Below are 18108 nucleotides of genomic sequence, written 5' to 3'. Positions count from 1 at the left end.
GCGACAATCCCGTGTCCGTACCATGACGATCACGCGACGATTTCAGGTTAATTGGGCACCAACCAAGCACCATTGGTACCCAATCCTGGAACCATCAGACGAATTCAAGCACCTTCACATAGCGCACTTGGGGCAAAGCTTTAAGCTCTGCCTGCAAAGCAGCAGGCACCGCCTGATCAATGCCAACCAAAGCAATCGCATCTTCGCCTTCTGCCACGCGGCCTAAATTGAAGGTTGCGATATTGATGCCGGCCGCGCCAAGCTTGGTGCCCAAAGCGCCAATAAAGCCTGGGGTATCGGAGTTGTTGATGAACAACATACGGCTATGGAAAGCGGCTTCAAACGCCATGCCTTTAACTTCGGTGATGCGCGGTTGACCGCCAATCACCGCACCTGCAACCGTGCGCCACTTGCCGCCGGTTTGCACCTTCACCCGGATCAAGCTGTCATAAGTGGGCGAAAGGTCGCGCTTGGATTCGCTGAATGGTGTGCCGCGATCTTTCAGGATCGTGGGTGCACTGACCATATTGATGTCCGCCAGAAGCGGCTTCAAAATCCCGGCCAAAAGCGAGGCGGTCAGTGGCTTGATATTCAGGCCTGTGACTTCACCCTCATAATCTACTTCAATGGCTTCTAGACCATCATCGACAATTTGACCGGCAAAGGCACCCAGCTTTTCGCACAGCGCGATGAAGGGCTTCAGCTTGGGTGCCTCTTCGGCGGTGACCGAAGCGGTGTTGAGCGCATTGGTGACAGCCCCCGTCAGCACGTAATCGGCAATTTGTTCGGCCACTTGCAAGGCGACATTTTCTTGCGCTTCGGTGGTGGAGGCCCCCAGATGCGGTGTGGCGGTAAAGTTCGGGCAGCCAAACAACACATTGCTGGTCGCAGGCTCTTCGGCAAACACGTCAAAGGCAGCGGCCCCGACACGGCCGGTTTTCAAATGTTCCGCTAAGGCTGCTTCATCGACCAAGCCACCGCGGGCACAATTGACGATGATGACGCCCTTTTTCGTCTTGGCGAGATTTTCCGCCGACAAGACATTGCGGGTCTGCGGCGTCAAAGGCACATGCATGGTGATGGCATCTGCTCGGGCCAACAAATCGTCGAGCTCAACCTTCTCGACGCCGATTTCAATCGCCCGCTCATGGCTCAAGAATGGGTCATAAGCGATGACTTTCATCTTAAGACCCAACGCCCGGTCGGCAACGATAGAGCCGATATTGCCGCAGCCAATCACGCCCAAGGTTTTGGCATAAAGCTCTACCCCATTGAAGCGGTTCTTTTCCCATTTGCCAGCTTGGGTGGAAGCATCAGCCGCCCCAATCTGGCGGGAAGCTGCAAACAGCATGGCAATGGCATGTTCTGCCGTGGTGATGGCATTGCCAAAGGGCGTGTTCATCACGATGACACCGCGCGCGGTTGCGGCTGGAATGTCGACATTGTCGACGCCAATGCCCGCCCGGCCAATGACTTTGAGCTTGGTAGCAGCCGCCAAGACATCGGCATCCACTTTGGTGGCCGAGCGGATGGCAAGGCCATCATAGTCGCCAATACAGGCGATCAGCTCAGCCTTGGTCATGCCAGGCTTATAGTCGACCGCGACATTGCGGTTCTTGAAAATATCAATCGCAGCTTGGCTAATCTTGTCTGAGATTAAAACGCGGGGTTCGGTCATGGGTTTTGTCCTTAGAGGCAGGCACCGCGGGTCGATTGACGATCCGCAGCGACAGGCAAACAAAATAATGGGGGGAGGAGCCCCTCCCCCAAGAGGTGGGAGAGGGAGATGGATTGGAAATGGTGCGGCTTAGAGGTCCGCGACGAGGGTCTCAAACGCCCAATCGAGCCAAGGCGTCAAGGCGATCACATCGTCTGTATCGATGGTCGCCCCACACCATAGGCGCAGGCCTGGAGGCGCCGCCCGATAGGCCGCCGCATCCAAGGCCACGCCTTCCTTGTCCAACAGGCCCGCAAGCTTTTTGGCAAAATCAGCTTGGCCCTCTTCCGACAGGCCCGTGACGCGGGGGTCGACGACTTTCAAACACACCGACGTGTTGGAACGGCTTTCAGGCGTGGCAGCCAAAAAGTCGACCCAAGCGGTCTTCTCAACCCATTCCGCAATCGCGGCCAGATTGGCGTCAGCCCGGCCATGAAGCCCCGCCAGTCCACCAACGCTTTTGGCCCAGTTGAGCGCATCAATATAGTCTTCAGTGGCGAGCATGGAGGGGGTATTGATCGTCACACCCTCAAAAATGCCTTCCACCAATTTACCGCCCTTGGTCATGCGGAACAATTTCGGCATTGGCCAAGCAGGGGTATAGCTTTCAAGGCGTTCCACAGCCCGGGGTCCAAGGATCAGCATGCCATGCGCGCCCTCCCCGCCCAGCACTTTCTGCCATGAGAAAGTCACGACATCGAGCTTGTCCCAATCAAGGGCTTGAGCAAAGGCGGCCGAGGTTGCGTCGCAAATGGTGATGCCCTCGCGGTCGGCTGGGATCCAGTCCGCATTGGGGACGCGCGTGCCAGATGTGGTGCCATTCCAAGTAAAGATCACATCATGGGTTTTGGCGGGCACCGCGGCGAGATCGGGCAATTGGCCATAGCCAGCCTTGATCACCACGGGGTCTAATTTCAATTGCTTGGCGGCGTCAGTGACCCAATCTTCGCCAAAGCTTTCCCAAGCCAAGGTCGCCACAGGCTTTGGGCCCAGCATGGACCACATGGCCATTTCAACAGCGCCCGTGTCAGAGCCGGCGACAATGCCTATGCGATAGCCATCTGGTACCTGCAACACGTCGCGCGTCAGATCGATCGCGAGCTTGAGGCGGGCTTTGCCGGGTTTGGAACGGTGGGAACGACCCAGGACAGCACCCGACAACGCGTCGAGACTCCAATTGGGGCGTTTTTTGGTAGGACCCGAAGAAAACCGTGGGTCAGCGGGCCGCATGTGCGGCTTAGGGGTATTCGCGTTCATGTTACTCCCATCCTTTCAGATGAGCGCCCGCCGGTGGGAGCGGGTGGCCCACGGCGCACAGACACGATGTCGGCCCAGAAAGCAAGCAACAATTTGATGAAGCGCGCCCTGCCACCACCTACCGGTCATGAGCAGAGCCTTGCAGCACGGGGGTTTGGATCGGATGCAAAAAGTGGACTCACCCCCAGAATTTCATCTGCGCCGAAACGAAGAGGAAAGCGGGGACCTCGTGGGCCTGAACTACCCCCATCGGGGATGCCATCGCTTCTCGTTCTTTTGTTCTAGAAGGCTTTGGTGCAGGCCCTGCCTGCCCCAACGGCCAAATTCGAGTGTTCGCGGGCGATTTGACGCGACCCATCGCCCGAAAACGATATTCAAAGCGGTTTGGTGGACCAAGGGGATCACCAAAGCGCGTCCAGATATAAAACCAAACCAAAACCACCGTCATCCCCGCCGGAGCGAAGCGCAGAGCGGGGACCTCCTTGTGCTTGTGCGGCACAGGGTCCCGGATCGGCTGCGCCGTCCGGGATGACACCGTGAAAAAGGTCTTTATCTGGAAGGCTTTGGTGCAGGCTGTGCCTGCCCCAAAGGCCAAACTCACTTGTTGGTGGGCGATTTGACGCGACCAATCGTCCGAACACACTGGATGAAGCGGTTGGGTGACCAGAAGGGGCACCAAAGCGCGTCCAGACAAAAAACCTAACCCAAACCACTGTCGTCCCCGCCGGAGCGAAGCGCAGAGCGGGGACCTCCTTGTGCTTGTGCGGCACAGGGTCCCGGATCGGCTAGCGCCGTCCGGGATGACACCGTGAAAAAGGTCTTTATCTGGAAGGCTTTGGTGCAGGCTGTGCCTGCCCCAAAGGCCAAACTCACTTGTTGGTGGGCGATTTGACGCGACCAATCGTCCGAACACACTGGATGAAGCGGTTGGGTGACCAGAAGGGGCACCAAAGCGCGTCCAGACAAAAAACCTAACCCAAACCACTGTCGTCCCCGCCGGAGCGAAGCGCAGAGCGGGGACCTCCTTGTGCTTGTGCGGCACAGGGTCCCGGATCGGCTAGCGCCGTCCGGGATGACACCGTGAAAAAGGTTTTTATCTGGAAGGCTTTGGTGCAGGCTGTGCCTGCCCCAAAGGCCAAACTCACTTGTTGGTGGGCGATTTGACGCGACAAATCGCCCGATCACGCTAGAGGTTGCGGTTGGGTGACCAGAAGGGTCACCAAAGCGCTTCTAGATAAACAGAAATCAAAGCTATGCCATCCCCGCCGGAACGAAGTGGCGACCGGGGCCTTCACGCCACTTTGCGCCAAAAAGCTCACGCCATGGCGGATAACATCCCAGAAAATATCAGGGTGATGCCCAACCGTCAGGTGGCCTGACGCGTGAAAAGTTAGAAGCGGCGTTCTAAGTTGGCGGACCGTATGGTTGACCGCGTGGGGCGGGGGTGTCACCTTTGTTAAACTATTTGGGCAAAGCTGCCCCAATGATAGCACGGCCATGGTCTATGGCTGGCAAAAGACTGGGAGTGAGAAACCATGGTTGCTGCTGCGATCAATGCCGCCACGCCGAAAAAGCGTGTTTTTTCCGGTTCAAAGGCGCATAGTGCCGAAACGCCCAGAAAGTTACGGCCGCCACCCTTGGCGCTGACCCTTGTCGAAGGGCGCGGCGTGGTCGAGCTTGCAGCCACATTCGCCACGCGCAGCATTCTTCGCCATGCCCCCAAGGGCGATGGTCACCCCGTGCTGGTTTTACCTGGCTTTCTGGCCAGCGACCGCTCTACCAAGCCCATTCGCCAATTCTTGGACGAGCTGGGCTATGAAACCTATGGCTGGGGCCAAGGGCAAAATCTCGGCAAATTCTACAAAGTGCGGGAAGTTCTCGAAGCGCTGGTGGCAGAAATTTACACCAAGTCAGGCCAGAAGGTTTCGATTGTGGGTTGGAGTTTAGGTGGGGTCTTTGCCCGTTATCTCGCGCTGGTGATGCCCGATAAGGTGCGCAGCGTGATCACATTGGGCAGCCCTTTTGCGGCTGACATTCATGCCACCAGCGCCAAGAAGCTTTATGACCTTTTGTCGAATGAAGGCCCTGCGCGCCCCGGTGATTTGGAGCGTATTGCGGGCGATTTGCCCGTGCCAAACACGTCCATTTATACCAAGCTGGATGGTATTGTGAATTGGAAAACCTGCATTGCCAAGCCCGCTGATAATGCCGAAACCATTGAGATTCGCTTGGCAAGCCACGTTGGCATCGGCGTAAATCCTGCCGCCTTTTGGGCCGCGGCAGACCGCTTGGCTCAACCCGAAGGCACCTTCAAGCCCTTTGCCAAAACCGGCCCCTTCGCCCTCGCCTATGGGTAAGTGAGGCAGGGTTGCCTGTCTTGCAAAATCCACTGGCATCCCCGCTGCGCACGCCCGCTTCGGCGGGGATGCCAGCTTGGCGGATCAGAGTTTTTTCTGAACGCATTTTGGGGATTCTTCCGCGCAACCATTCCGACTGAGGCCGAAAGCCACCCAGCACCTTGCAGACCCCGCAGGTCCGTGATTGACTGTAGGTCAGCTTGAGAAAACTCAGGCGCGACAGGATCAGGGGCAGGAAAACTGCACCGGCCACGGGGGGAAAACATGAGTGACGCAGTCCGTTTATCGTCCTTGGACGCTTCCTTTCTCTATATGGAAACGCCAGAGATGCCGATGCATGTAGGCTCGCTGTCCCTGTTCCAACTTCCTGAAGGCTATAGTGGCGATTATTTTGAGGCCTTTAAAGCTCAGATCGAGGATCGCCTTGATGCCGTGCCTATGCTGCGCAAGAAATTATCGCGCACGCTTTTGGACCTCGACCACCCGTCTTGGATCGATGATGATCAGTTTGACATCAACCGCCACATCTTTCGCGGCAGCTTGCCCGAACCGCGCGACATGGCGACCTTGCGCCGGATTGTGGGCTGGATGCATGCCAAGCTGTTAAACCGGGCTAGGCCTTTATGGGAGTTCTATGTGTTTGAGAACTTGCCCGGCAATCGGGTTGGTCTCTATGCCAAATTGCACCATGCTTTGATCGATGGCGGTGCAGGCGTGGCTTTGTCTCAGATCGTTTATGATCTTTCGCCCAATCCTGCCCCGCGCTCCAAAACGGCCAAATCGGGCGCTGCCGAGGAGGCGGGTGGCAAGTCTAAAAAGAAGGGCCGCGCCCGCGAAGTGGCCGCCTCAGTCATGAATACCTACGCCAATCTATGGCAGCGCCCGTTTGACAAGGAGGCTGCAGCCAGCCCCATCGCGCTGAAGCGCACAGGTAAGACAGACTTTGGCTCTACCCTGCTCGACCATGTTGTGGATCAGGTGGAAGTGGGGATGAAGACGGTCGCGAACCTGCCCGCCATGCTGAAGACTGCGGGCAGCGTTTTGCCGGGCCTTTTAGATGTCAACAAACTCAAGGATTTGCCGAAGCTAATCCCACCCAGCACGCCCTTTAACAAAGCCATCAGTTCTGAGCGGGCCTTTGGCACCGCGACTTTGTCGATTAAGCGGGCAAAGGCAGTGGCCAAAGCGGCAGGGGGTAAGTTGAATGATGTGGTGTTGGCGCTGGCCAGTGGCATTTTGCGCCGCCACCTCCTTTCGATCCAGGCGCTACCCGATAAGCCCTTGGTGGCGATGGTGCCGATCTCGTTGCGCGAAGATGGGAATGCCGATGCCAATAACCAAGCCTTTGCGATGTCGTGCCCGATTGCCACCCATATTGCCGACCCGAAGGAGCGCTTGATCGCGATCATCGCCGATTCGGTCCAAGCAAAGTCGGTTGTAAGCCCCTTGAAGGATTTCATTCCGAATTTCACCAATGCGTCGGTGTTGGGCGCGCCCATGGCGATGCAGATTGGCTCCCTCCTCTATGGCCGCTCGGGCTTGTCCGACGTCTTGCCGCCCAGCGCAAACGTCATTGTTTCAAACGTGCCCGGACCACCCATCCCGCTTTATGCGGCGGGGGCGACCATGTTGCATCTGTGGCCGGTGTCGATCCCCGCCCATGGCATGTCGATCAATATCACGGTGCAAGGCTATCAAGACCAGCTTGAAGTTGGCGTGATTGCTGGGGCCAATATCTTCCCCGACGTGCAGCCATTGGCCGAGATGATGGCCGAAGAACTGGTGGTGTTGGAAAAAGCATTTGAGACGGCCAAAGCTGCCTAACCGGGTCAGCCGCCGGCGAACGCACTGCTTTGATCGGTCAAGATCATCATGGTGACATCATCGGCTGCCTTGCGGCGGATCTTGATGAGGTCGAGCACACGCTCGTCGGATAAAAAGCGCCAGAGGACTTTTGGGTTGGGGTACCAAAAGGCCCCCACGACATCCCATTGCCCTTTAGGACCGACAAGATCGAGCGCCACAATGCCGTGGGTCACGCGCTTAGCACCATATTCTTTAAGAACAGGACCTATGCCGTCTTGATAAGCACGCCAAGCCGCATCAGACCTGCCATCGGCCAAGTCATGGCGAAAGCGCATCAGCGATAATACAATAATGGGGTCGTCAGGCGGCAATTTCTTGATCGCCTGCAGCGCGCTATACGTTGGCTCAATTTCATCAAACAGCCCCATAGGCCCAAGGAACATTCAACCTGCGCGTAACGCAAGCTAGCCGCGCAGCATTTCACTGCGTTTGCATAGGCTTAGACCTTGAACTGCTGCTTCTTGGGCCCAGCATAGCCGAAAAGCCAAGCAGCCACTTTGCGCTTTTGTATCTCCTCACTGCCCTCGGTGATGCGATAGCGGCGATGGTGGCGATAGATGTGCTCGAACGGTTTGTGGCGCGAATAACCAATGCCGCCATGGACTTGCATAGCCTGATCAGCCGCCTCACAGCACAAGCGATTGGCCCAGAAATTACACATGGAGACTTTGTCCGATAGCCGCTTTTCCACTTCTGGCTTGGTCATCTGATCCATTTCCCAAGCGGTCTTATAGATCAGGAGGCGTAACATTTCTGCCTGGGTTGCAAGCTCTACCAGGGGCCATTGAATGGCTTGGTTTTCGGCCAAGGCCTGCCCAAAGGGCTTGCGTTCGCGGGCATAGGCCACGCTTTCGTCGATACAATAAACCGCTGCACCCAAAGAAGATGCTGCTTGGCGGATCCGGTTTTCATGCACAAAATGCTGGGCCAAAGCGAGACCGAATTCAGGCGGGCCAAACAAGGCACTGTCTGGCACCCAGACATCTTTAAAGCTGACGCGGGGATGATCGGTCGGCATATTGAAGGTCCACAAATATTCTTCAATCGTCACGCCGGGATCGTTAGCCGGGACAAAGAAGCAAGAAATACCGCGCGCTTCACCTGCTTTGCCACTGGTGCGAGCAAAGAACATGCAATGGGTGGCCACATGCATGCCCGTAATCCACATTTTCTCGCCATTGAGAAGCCAGCCCTCAACGCCATCACGGGTCTGGCGTACGCCCGTGCTCTCCATATGGGTGGCATCAGAGCCATGATTGGGCTCGGTCAGACCAAAAGTAGCAATGAACTCACCGCGCAAACTCTTGGGCAGCAAGGTCGCCTTCTGTTCTGGCGTGCCAAAGTCACGCAGCATCAAAGCCCCCGGCATATTGCCAACAATGGAATGCTCATTTTGCAAGTCATTATGCAGGCCGAGGCCCTTTTTGGCTAAATGCTCGCGGATGATCGCCATGGCGAGATTGCTGCCGTCTTTGCCGCCAAACTCCGCTGGAAGAGCAAAGCGATAATGGCCAGCCGCGTCGGCACGCCGTCTGGCTTCGGCGAGCAAAGCCTCCCATTCTGGGCGTGGCAGGCCTTGATTTTCAAAGTCAGTACGCGCCCATTCGCGGCGATGATCGAAGAAGCGGATATTATCATCGGCCTCTTCTAAAGGCTTGATCTCGCGTGCGATGAATGCGTCCAACTCATCCAGATAATCGGCGATCTCCCGAGGTATGGTGAAGTCCATGGCGTGTCTCCCCTGCCGTCTGGCCGTCTACGGGCTCTAGGCTTGACCTTATCGACCCGCCGAGGTGTTGCAACTGATTTCTGGGCCGACCCAAGGGCTCGGTCACACCGTCTGACAAAATTGTGACTGCTGAATAAAATACAGTATGTTCATTTTTCCCTTGCAACTGTTCGCAGGAGCCGCTAGGTAAGGGTCAACGAGGATAAAAAGCCCGTTACTCAGAAACCTTATTGAGGAGCCTCCCCATGCGCTTCACGCCAGTCGTCGCCGGATTTGCTTTTGCTTTGACCGCCACCGCAGCTTTCGCTGCCTACAACAATGTTGTTGTGAAACTGAAAACCCCCGTCGCTGAAGCCTCAGACAGCGTGATCGTTTTGGGCGCTGCTTGGAGCTGCGCCGGCGACACCTGCACCACGGTTTTGGACCGCAAGACCGCTCAAGTTCGTGACTGCCGCCAAGTCGCGCGTGCCCTCGGCCCTGTCGCCAGCTTCACCGTTGGTGGCTCGAGCCTCGATGAAGCAGGCATCCAAGCCTGCAATGCCGCTGTGAAATAAACGCAAGGCAATGCTCAGTTAGCTGGTCTGTTGGATTGGCAGCTTATGAAGAAGGCGAGCCCGCAACGGCTCGCCTTTTTTGCTGCGCCAGATCAGCCGACTTCGGCCAAGGCAGCTTCGGCTTCGGCCTCACCTTCGCCCGACAAGGCCTGGTGAATAGCGGCAAACAACACTTCTGGACGGATCGGCTTGGCCACATGGGCATCCATGCCAGACTCCAGACACTCTTGCACATGATGGGTCATCGCATTAGCAGTGAGAGCAATGATGGGTGTGCGTGGCCGCTTTTGAACCCGCTCTAGCGCACGGATGCGGCTCGTTGCTTCAGGCCCGGACATAATGGGCATTTGAACATCCATCAGGATCAGATCAAACTGATCCTGACTCCAAAGTTCCACTGCGATTTCGCCGTTTTCGGCAAAGACAGGCTCAATGCCGACCTGCTCGAGGAACATCTGTAAGACCAGGCGATTATGCGCATTGTCTTCAGCGGCAAGAACGCGGACAGACGTGCCGCCATCCCCATCTTGGGCGCGCGATTCTTCAAATTGGCCAGCATCGGTGCGCTCGGGCGCGACGCCAAGTGGCATGGTGACGGTAAAGCGGAAGATAGACCCCTCACCCACGCGGCTTTCAACGTCAATTTCACCGTCCATCAAAGCAACCAATTGCTTACAGATGGCAAGACCTAGACCTGTGCCGCCAAACTTCCGATTGGTCGCTGTCTCTGCTTGGCTGAAGCGTTCAAACAGGCGACCTTGGACCTCAGGCTCAATCCCGATACCGGTGTCTTTTATCGCAAAAGATAAAGCGCGACGGCCCTCGCCTGCGTCTTCGGCAGCAATGGTGACCAAAACGCCGCCATCATGGGTAAATTTCACAGCGTTGGAGACGAGATTATAGAGCACTTGCTTGATGCGCGTGGGGTCGCCCAAGCACCAGATATCGGCACTTGGATCAACATTTACTGCGAAACTAATGCCCTTTTGGTGCGCACGCAGCGTGAACATGGCTTCTGTCGAGCGAACAATCTCCATGACACTGAAATCAAGCGATTCCAGCGCAAGCTTGCCGGCTTCAATCTTCGCAATATCCAAAACGTCGTTCAGAAGGGCCAAAAGCGTATCGCTGCTGTCTTGGATCACAGCCAGCATGCGCAATTGGCGGTCGTCCAGCGGGGTGCGGGATAAAGCGTCTGCCATGCCCAGCACACCATTCATCGGGGTACGAATCTCGTGGCTCATTTGCGCCAAGAAGGCCGATTTGGCGTTATCGGCGGCTTCGGCAGCGGTCTTCGCCATTTCCAGATCGCGCGTGCGCTCTTCAATACGGGCCTCCAGTGTGCTGGCGTGGAGAGCCAAGGCATCGCGGGCTTCAACCAAATCTTGCGCTTGACCACGGAACAAGGCGGCAACCCGCGCCCAACACAGGCCTGCGCCGACCATACAGGTCAGAAGGGCACCAAGCCCGGCGCTCAACAGAAGGAAAGCGGCGTCGATTTCAACCTTCAGACTGGCGGCGATTTCGCGTCGCGCCTTTTCCAATTGCCGTGCTTTGCGGGTGCCAGCAAGCGCATAGGACTGGGATTGTAGCAAGGCCTTCGCGTCAGCCTGACGCCCGGCGGCGGCCAATAGAACGGCTGAATCTTCAATCGCGCCCATTTCACGGGTCGCGTTATAAATAGTTGCAAACGCACTCTTTTTTGTCGATTTGGGCGCGAGCTGAATGGCCTTTTCGATCAAGGCTTCGCGAGGTTCATTCAGCGCAACAAAACGCTCCCGGTCTTCAGGTCGGCCCATTTGGGCATAGTCATCGGCTGCCTCGGTCACCCGTTGGTCAACCCACGTGGCCTCGCTCCATGTCCGTTCAAATTTCGCCAAACGTTCTGCCTGCGAGGACAGATTGCGAACCGCCGACAAAGCAATAACCGCACCCACCAAAGTGCCCAGAACGGACAAAATGAGAACGGACCAGAGCCAAGAGCGAACGTTTCGGGTTTGTGTCATGCGCAGAACATGGCACAAAAGCTTCAAAGCCGAGTTAATATCGGCCTTAAAATAACGCTAAGACTCTGATCCTTAAAGCTGAAGTCTACATTCGGTTCCGCAAAGGCAGAAGATCTGGGAAGTTGCCGGGCTCCTTTGCCGCATTCGCGCGGAAAGCCTCTGCCATATGGGCTGGGCTGAACATGCCGGCCTGCCACGTGGCGATATAGTCCAAGCCATCGCGGATCGAATGGTCGCGCGCATAATTGATCATGACCTTAGAGCCGGTGACGGCAAGCGGCGCTTTGGAAGCGATTTCGCGCGCTGTGTCCATCACATGGGCAACCAAAGCCTCATGCGTTTCAAACACCTCATTGACCAAGCCAATCTCTTTGGCTTTGGCCGCTGACAAGCGGCGACCGGTATAGGCCAACTCACGCACCCAGCCCTCTGGGATCAGTTTGCACAGCCGCGGGAAGGTGCCGACATCGGCGGTCATGCCAATATTGATCTCTTGGATACAGAAGAATGCATCCGCACTGGCCCAACGGATGTCGCAGGCCGAGATGAAATCAACAGCCCCACCGATACAGCCGCCTTGAACCGCGACCAGCACGGGAATGCGGGCCTCATCCAAGCAGGTGAAGGTGTTTTGAAGATGGCGAACATGCAAGCGGAAGCTTTCGCCACGGGTTTCGCGGTCAGCAACAGAGCCTTGCGTGACGCCATCGCCGCTGGAAAACACACTCAAATCCATACCTGCGCAAAAATGCTTGCCAGTGGAGGTAATGACGATGACGCGGGCGCGCGAATTGTCATTAATGTCCTTGATAATCTTGGGCAGATCATTCCAGAAGTCGCGCGTCATCGAATTAAAGGCTTCGGGACGCTTCATTTGGATATGCGCGATATGATCCGCGATCGTCACGTCAAAGCAGGTTGAAGTTGGTGTGGACTCTGAATCGTACATGTCGCGCTCCCTGTAGCTGGCCGAGCTTAAGCTCTCTTCATTGGACTTTTGTCTTGCAGGGAACCAGCCTACAACAAGTTTGGTCTGTGGTCACCATGTGCCGTAATTGGGTCTTGGTTCAAGTCCAAAATGAAGCCATGATGATGCCGAACTGGCTCTTTTGAAGGAGAAAGCGTTATGTCAAACCAAGACGGGGTTCAACGCCGCAACCTTCTGTGGGCCATCATGGCCTTGGGATTTGGTCAGGGCTCACAGGCCCACGCTCAAAGTGCCGGCCAGATGCTGGAAGAATTGGCAAAAGCCGCAGCCGCAAAACGGGCGGGATTGCCGACAGCCCTGCCGAGTTTGGATGATGATTTGCTGCTCGCCTCGTCCCAGAATGAAGGCGAAGCGGGCATACGAGCCGCGCTCTTGCAAGGGGCTGATGCGGCAGTTGGCCGTTTGGGCAAAGCAGACGGATTTTGGGGTGATGCCCGGGTACGCATTCCATTGCCAGAGCCGCTGTCCTCCATGCAAAAGCGCTTAAGCCCGCTGCGTTTGAGTGTTCCGCTGGATAGCTTCCAAATGCGTCTCAATCGATCTGCCGAATCCATGATGCCGAAAGCTGGGGCGATTTTCGTCGACACCATTCGAAGCCTCACCATCGACGATGTCGTAAAAGTTCTGCGCGGCGGCGCTACGGCGGGAACCGACTTGTTGAAAGCGAAATCCTATACGGGCTTGGTAAGCTTGATGACGCCGCCGATGGCAGAAGCGGTGCAGGCCTCGGGTGCAGGGCCAGCACTCGACCGGATCCAAGCCCGCTATGGCAGTGAGATTGAGCGCTTGGGCGGTTGGGGCAGCTTGAAGAATTACTCCGGTGCCCCGATCACCTTGCCGGCACCACCGCCGCCCGAAGTAACTGCCCCCGCCACGCCACCGCCCCCAGCGGCCGCTGCCGCTACAAAAGCCAAGGCCGGTGCGACAAAAACCAAAGCGGTGACGGCCCTTCCCATCCCCCCGCCGCCGCCACCACCACCACCGCCCGTGGTTTTGGACAACCCACTTAAAAACCAATTGATTGGTTTTGCCGTAGACCGTGCACTAGACGGCTTGTTTGTCTATATTGGCGAAGAAGAACGTGGGATACGTCAAGATCCCGCCCGTCGTGGGTCAGATCTTTTGAAGCGCGTGTTTGGCAGCCTGTAACGGCCCAACAGAATTGGTGGAAGCAGGTTGCCAGTGGTAGAGATTGTTGAAACGCGCCTCGTCCAAAGCGTGGCTGAGGGCACGATGGCAGGCCTCAAATGGGCCAGTTCAGCGCAAAGTGATGACGCCCCGGCTTTGGTCTTTTTTCATGCAAACGGGTTTTGCGCCTCGACCTACCGGCAGATGTTGCGGGGGGTTGCTGAAGCAACAGGCCGCCCCGTTGCAGCTTTTGACTTGCGCGGCCACGGTCGCACCCGATTGCCCGATGATCCGGATCGACAAGATAATTGGAACCGCTTTGCCCGCGATATTGCTGGCCTCCTTGAGCAAATTGCGCCGCAAGGAACTGTGCTGGCCGGCCATTCGATGGGCGGGACGTCCAGCCTGCTTGCAAGTGCGCTTCGCCCAGACTTGGTAAAGGGTCTATGCCTCTTTGACCCTGTCCTCGCGCCGACACCTTTTTATATCTATGCCCATATGCCTTGGGTATTTCGATTGTGGCGCAGCCAATTTCCTCTAGCCAAAGCTGCCGGTCGCAGACGCGCCATCTTCCCAAATCGGCAAGCGGTCCTCGAAGCCTATAGCGGGCGAGGCGCATTTAAGTCTTGGCCCCAGTCCATGCTGGAAGATTATGTGGAAGATGGCTTTACCGATCTGCCCGATGGCCAAGTCCGCCTGTCGTGCGCCCCTGCCTTTGAAGCCGCTTGCTTCGCGGGCCAGCGCCATGATCCGATTGCCGCCTTGAAAGCCTTGAAAGTGCCGGGTCGCTTGCTGCGCGGGGCACGCCATTCAACCACAGTAGCCACCCTCATCCCCCTTCTGACCCGCTGTGGGATTGACGTGGAGACCGTGCCTGAGACCAGCCATTTTCTGCCGATGGAAAAGCCGGAAGCCTGTGCCAAGGCTTTGATCGGCCTCATTCACTCGGCTTGATGAGCCGTGCCTCTAATTTTGCACGCGCCTGTGGTGGGATTGCAATGACTTTGCGGGCGACCAGATCAAAGGTCACTGCCACAGCTTCACACACGGAAAAAACCTCCCCCGTGACGGGCTGGGTTAAGACGTGCTTGAGGGTATTGGTCTTTTCGGAAACGTTTGCCACGCCGGAATGCACGGCCACGAAGTCACCAGCACCCGGCCAAGCCAGATAGTCGAGACGATATTCAAGCACAGCGGCACCTGCCTTGCGGGGTTGACCGTCTTGCGCGCTGAGTTCGGCCGTCGTCTCTTCCCGCCAAGCCGTCATGAGATTAGGCACGCCGGTGGAAACCCGGCCGATCATGCCTTCCGGATACAGGCGGTTGAACACATCGACATCTTCAATTCGTACCGCGGACAGGCCCACTTGTTGGAAGCCACGCGACACCAAAGTAGCAGGCTCAAACCGATCTGTTGGGCCATCGAAGGGGATAGAGCGCGGACTGCCATGCTTTGGCACGTCGACTTGGATGGCCAGAGCCAGCGCTTTGGTGCGGGCGGGCCAGGGATAGGCTTTGCCTGTCTTGGCCTCCACATGGGCCAATTGGGTCAAAAAGGTTGCCCCAATCGCCCCATCCAATGTGTGAACAATCTCGCCATAAAGGACGATGTCTGTTTCGCCCAGACTGACGACCCCGCCACGAAAGAACAGAGGAACGCCTTGGCGGGCTTCCTTTAGAAACCGGATATGTTGACGCACGGGCAGAAGCGAGGCGGTCGCTTCAGGGGCGAAGGCGCGTTCGCAGCCAAGCTCTGTCGCCATCAGCATCATGCCATCGAGCGCGCGACGAACCCAGAAGCGCACATTCATGTGCCCCATTTCGTCGCATTCCCATGCCTCGACACTGCCGCGCCAATAATCCCGCATCCGCTTTTCCTGTGCTGTCGTTTGGTTTGCTTAAGCCGCCATTGCGCAGTCTTGGCACTGTCCACGGCCCTCAACCACAAGGCGCTGCAGGTTGAAACCTTTGGCCGCAGCAGCCTTTTCGAGAATAGGGGAGACCTCACCATAGGCAACTTCCGTCGCCTTCAAACAGCTATTGCATACAAATAGGGCCACAGGTTGCGCATGGCCTGCGTGGTTACATGCCACAAAAGTCGCATCTTGTTCGATACGGTGGACAAGGCCCAATTGGCACAGGAAATCGAGTGCCCGATAGACTGTGGGCGGCTTGGTCGCTTGCCCGCCTTCGCCCGCCTTGCTGATGAGATCATAGGCCTTCATCGGCGTTTCGGACGCGGCGAGAATTTCTAACACACGGCGACGGGGCGCGGTAAAGGCCATGCCGGACCGCTGACATAGGGCCTCTGCTTGACGAATAAGATCTTGCATATGCACCTCCTTGGACGTGACCATCCTGTCCTAGCCTCATGCCTGAGTTTGGCCTGCATGGAAAATGTCCATTGCACTTGTAAGGCCGGTTTAGGGGATATAGGGTGTTATGTAATAACATACTAGGATTCTCCCATGACAGCTGTGCTTTACACCCTCCTCGCTCTGGCAGCTCCAGAGGCAGCGCCACCAGCCACCCCTGCCGCCCAAACGCGCCCAGTTGAAAAGCCAGTTGAAACCATTGTGGTGACGGCCAGTTCCTTAGGCGATCCGTCAGACGCGATCAGCCAAGGTGTGGCGGTCATCAACCGGGGGGAAGCCTTGCAAGCTTCTATCAGCGGCGGCTTCGACTTTGGCAGGTATCCCCGGCGTTCGGTCCACTTTTTATGGCGTAAACGCCTCGCGCCCAATCGTGCGTGGGCTGGGTGAAGACCGCATACGATTGGTGCTGAATGGGCTGCAAGGCATTGATGCCTCAACGATTTCACCAGACCATGCCCCGGCTATTGATGGCTTGGACGCCGAAGGAATTGAAGTTTTGAAAGGCCCTGCGGCCTTGCGTTATGGCGGCAATGCGGTTGGTGGGGTCGTCAATATTGTTGATGGCCGCCTGCCAACGAAGCTGCCGGAAAAGCCCTTTGCTGGCGAAATCTTCCTTGCGGGGTCAACCGCCGAAGATGCAGGAACGGCAGCCTTTAAGCTGGTGGGGACCCAAGGCACTGGCGTGTTTCGCCTCGATGGTTTCCGCCGCGAGGGCCAGGACTATAAAATCCCAGGCTTTTCCCAAACCGCTGCCCTGCGCGCGATCACCGGCGATGACACCGAAGAAGTTGCCTTCAACACGCGCGGGGAAATTTGGGCTTTGGGCGGCAGTGTCGCCCGTGTGACCGACAAAACCAGCCTGGCTCTCGCCACCCGTCGGACCAAATCCAATTATGGCATTCCCGGCGAGGAAGCCTTTATTGAGCTCAGCCAAACCCGCTATGATTTCCAGGGTTCAATCAAGGATTTAGGCTTTATCGACACCCTGACTTTCTCGATAACCTCGGGTGATTATACCCATAGCGAGATTGAGTTTGACGGCGCAATTGGCACCGTCTTTACCAATGAAGGTTATGAGGGTCGCCTCGAAGCACGCCACCATACACTCGGGGCATTGGATGGCCTGTTCGGTGTACAATTTGCCTCCAATGACTTTGCCGCCAAAGGCGATGAAGCCTTCATTCTGCCCGTCACGATTGAAACAGTCGGTGCGTTCTGGATCGAGCGCTATAATCAGGGCAATTGGGGTGCCGAAGTCGGTGCACGTTATGAGCAGCGCGACTATTCTGGCCTTGCCGGCGCGCGCACGTTCGATCTAGGCAGTTTCTCAGCCAATGCTTTCATAAAGCCAGCCAACGGGCTGCGCCTGTCTCTCAATGCGGGCTATACTGAGCGGGCACCAACCGAAGTCGAGTTATTTGCAGACGGCCCACATGCCGCCACCCAAGCCTATGAAATTGGCGATCCCACGTTGAAAACCGAAACCGCAACCAGCCTTGAAGGCGTGGCGCGCTGGCAAATCGGGGGTGCGACTGTCGACCTGAACGTTTGGCGCACCAGTTTTGACGGCTTTATCGCTTTCAATCCAACCAATCAGATCGAAGATGATCTGCCCGTCTTTGAGGTGAGTCAGAAAGATGCGACGCTGACGGGGGCTGAACTGCATGTAACATGGGCATTGGGCGATTATGGCGGTTGGTCTGTAGTCGGCGATGGCGGCGTTGATACCGTACGGGGCAGCCATGATGGCGGGGGTGCTATCGCCCGCATGCCCCCCACGATGGTAACCCTTGGCCTTGAAGCGAAAAGCCAAGAGATGCGCGTGCGCGCCGAAATCCAATCCCTTGCCGATCAAAGCCGGACGGCCGCCTTTGAAACCAAAACCGAAGGCTCTACCACGCTCAACGCCTTATGGTCGTGGCGGCCCGCGCAAAGCAAGGACCAGATCGAACTGACATTTGAAGGCCGCAACCTGACCAATGAAGAGATTCGCGAACACACCTCCTTCCTGAAAGACTATTTGCCCAAGCCCGGTCGCTCGATCCGGGTGAGCGTGAAGTGATCGTTTTAGGAAAGCCATTCCCCGCACCGCCAACACCTTTTGCCCCGCGAGGGAAACCACCGGGGGTTTG

At 56.8% G+C, this 18108-nt stretch carries 15 protein-coding genes; 7 read left to right on the top strand and 8 right to left on the bottom strand.

Features of this window, described 5'->3' with window-relative positions:
- Positions 1-94: 94 nt before the first annotated feature.
- The gene (gene serA, locus B7364_RS05375; RefSeq protein WP_085338908.1) at positions 95-1678 is read right to left on the bottom strand and encodes a phosphoglycerate dehydrogenase; all 1584 of its coding nucleotides are present in this window, start codon (positions 1676-1678) and stop codon (positions 95-97) included.
- 129 nt (positions 1679-1807) lie between these two features.
- On the bottom strand, positions 1808-2974 hold the full coding sequence (locus B7364_RS05370) for a phosphoserine transaminase (protein ID WP_085338907.1): 1167 nt from the start codon (positions 2972-2974) through the stop codon (positions 1808-1810).
- A gap of 1535 nt (positions 2975-4509) precedes the next feature.
- Here B7364_RS05370 and B7364_RS05355 point away from each other — a divergent pair.
- Together B7364_RS05355 and B7364_RS05350 are read left to right on the top strand one after the other, a co-directional pair.
- The gene (locus B7364_RS05355) at positions 4510-5331 is read left to right on the top strand and encodes an esterase/lipase family protein (RefSeq protein ID WP_157893515.1); all 822 of its coding nucleotides are present in this window, start codon (positions 4510-4512) and stop codon (positions 5329-5331) included.
- A gap of 264 nt (positions 5332-5595) precedes the next feature.
- Positions 5596-7155, top strand: a complete 1560-nt coding sequence (locus B7364_RS05350; RefSeq protein WP_085338904.1) for a wax ester/triacylglycerol synthase domain-containing protein — start codon at positions 5596-5598, stop codon at positions 7153-7155.
- Between the two features lie 5 nt (positions 7156-7160).
- On the opposite strand, the gene B7364_RS05345 is transcribed toward B7364_RS05350, so the two are convergent.
- Both B7364_RS05345 and B7364_RS05340 read right to left on the bottom strand, forming a co-directional pair.
- Positions 7161-7580, bottom strand: a complete 420-nt coding sequence (locus B7364_RS05345) for a hypothetical protein (protein ID WP_157893514.1) — start codon at positions 7578-7580, stop codon at positions 7161-7163.
- A gap of 56 nt (positions 7581-7636) precedes the next feature.
- Positions 7637-8926, bottom strand: coding sequence for an acyl-CoA dehydrogenase family protein (locus tag B7364_RS05340; protein WP_085338902.1), 1290 nt, complete (start codon positions 8924-8926; stop codon positions 7637-7639).
- 245 nt (positions 8927-9171) lie between these two features.
- On the opposite strand from B7364_RS05340, the gene B7364_RS05335 reads away from it, so the two are divergent.
- Positions 9172-9480 carry a CC_3452 family protein gene (locus tag B7364_RS05335; protein ID WP_085338901.1) on the top strand — a complete coding sequence of 103 codons (309 nt, stop codon included), beginning with the start codon at positions 9172-9174 and terminating at the stop codon, positions 9478-9480.
- Between the two features lie 92 nt (positions 9481-9572).
- On the opposite strand, the gene B7364_RS05330 is transcribed toward B7364_RS05335, so the two are convergent.
- Together B7364_RS05330 and B7364_RS05325 are read right to left on the bottom strand one after the other, a co-directional pair.
- On the bottom strand, positions 9573-11486 hold the full coding sequence (locus B7364_RS05330) for an ATP-binding protein (RefSeq protein ID WP_085338900.1): 1914 nt from the start codon (positions 11484-11486) through the stop codon (positions 9573-9575).
- Between the two features lie 85 nt (positions 11487-11571).
- Complete coding sequence (locus tag B7364_RS05325) at positions 11572-12435, bottom strand: crotonase/enoyl-CoA hydratase family protein (protein ID WP_085338899.1); 864 nt, start codon at positions 12433-12435, stop codon at positions 11572-11574.
- A gap of 177 nt (positions 12436-12612) precedes the next feature.
- On the opposite strand from B7364_RS05325, the gene B7364_RS17985 reads away from it, so the two are divergent.
- Both B7364_RS17985 and B7364_RS05315 read left to right on the top strand, forming a co-directional pair.
- Entirely contained in the window at positions 12613-13623 is a 1011-nt protein-coding gene (locus tag B7364_RS17985; protein WP_085338898.1) for a DUF4197 domain-containing protein, read from the top strand.
- Between the two features lie 33 nt (positions 13624-13656).
- Entirely contained in the window at positions 13657-14556 is a 900-nt protein-coding gene (locus B7364_RS05315; protein ID WP_232780817.1) for an alpha/beta fold hydrolase, read from the top strand.
- Here B7364_RS05315 and B7364_RS05310 read toward each other — a convergent pair.
- Positions 14540-15469 (bottom strand): acyl-ACP thioesterase, encoded by a 930-nt coding sequence (locus B7364_RS05310; protein WP_085338897.1) that lies wholly within the window; start codon positions 15467-15469, stop codon positions 14540-14542. The two genes, B7364_RS05315 and B7364_RS05310, sit on opposite strands and share 17 nt — an antisense overlap.
- Before the next feature lie 30 nt (positions 15470-15499).
- Positions 15500-15934: a Fur family transcriptional regulator gene (locus B7364_RS05305; RefSeq protein ID WP_157893513.1), complete on the bottom strand. Its 435-nt coding sequence runs from the start codon at positions 15932-15934 to the stop codon at positions 15500-15502.
- A 135-nt stretch (positions 15935-16069) separates the two neighbouring features.
- Between B7364_RS05305 and B7364_RS17825 the strand changes: the two genes are divergently transcribed.
- Entirely contained in the window at positions 16070-16363 is a 294-nt protein-coding gene (locus tag B7364_RS17825; RefSeq protein ID WP_157893512.1) for a hypothetical protein, read from the top strand.
- Positions 16287-18038: a TonB-dependent receptor gene (locus tag B7364_RS05300; RefSeq protein WP_198534057.1), complete on the top strand. Its 1752-nt coding sequence runs from the start codon at positions 16287-16289 to the stop codon at positions 18036-18038. The genes B7364_RS17825 and B7364_RS05300 overlap by 77 nt, the downstream gene beginning before the upstream one ends.
- Positions 18039-18108 lie beyond the last annotated feature (70 nt).

This window comes from Aquidulcibacter paucihalophilus (assembly GCF_002105465.1).
Taxonomy (GTDB): domain Bacteria; phylum Pseudomonadota; class Alphaproteobacteria; order Caulobacterales; family Aquidulcibacteraceae; genus Aquidulcibacter; species Aquidulcibacter paucihalophilus.
Note: the sequence above shows the minus strand (reverse complement) of the source record. Positions and strands in the feature narration are given on the sequence as shown.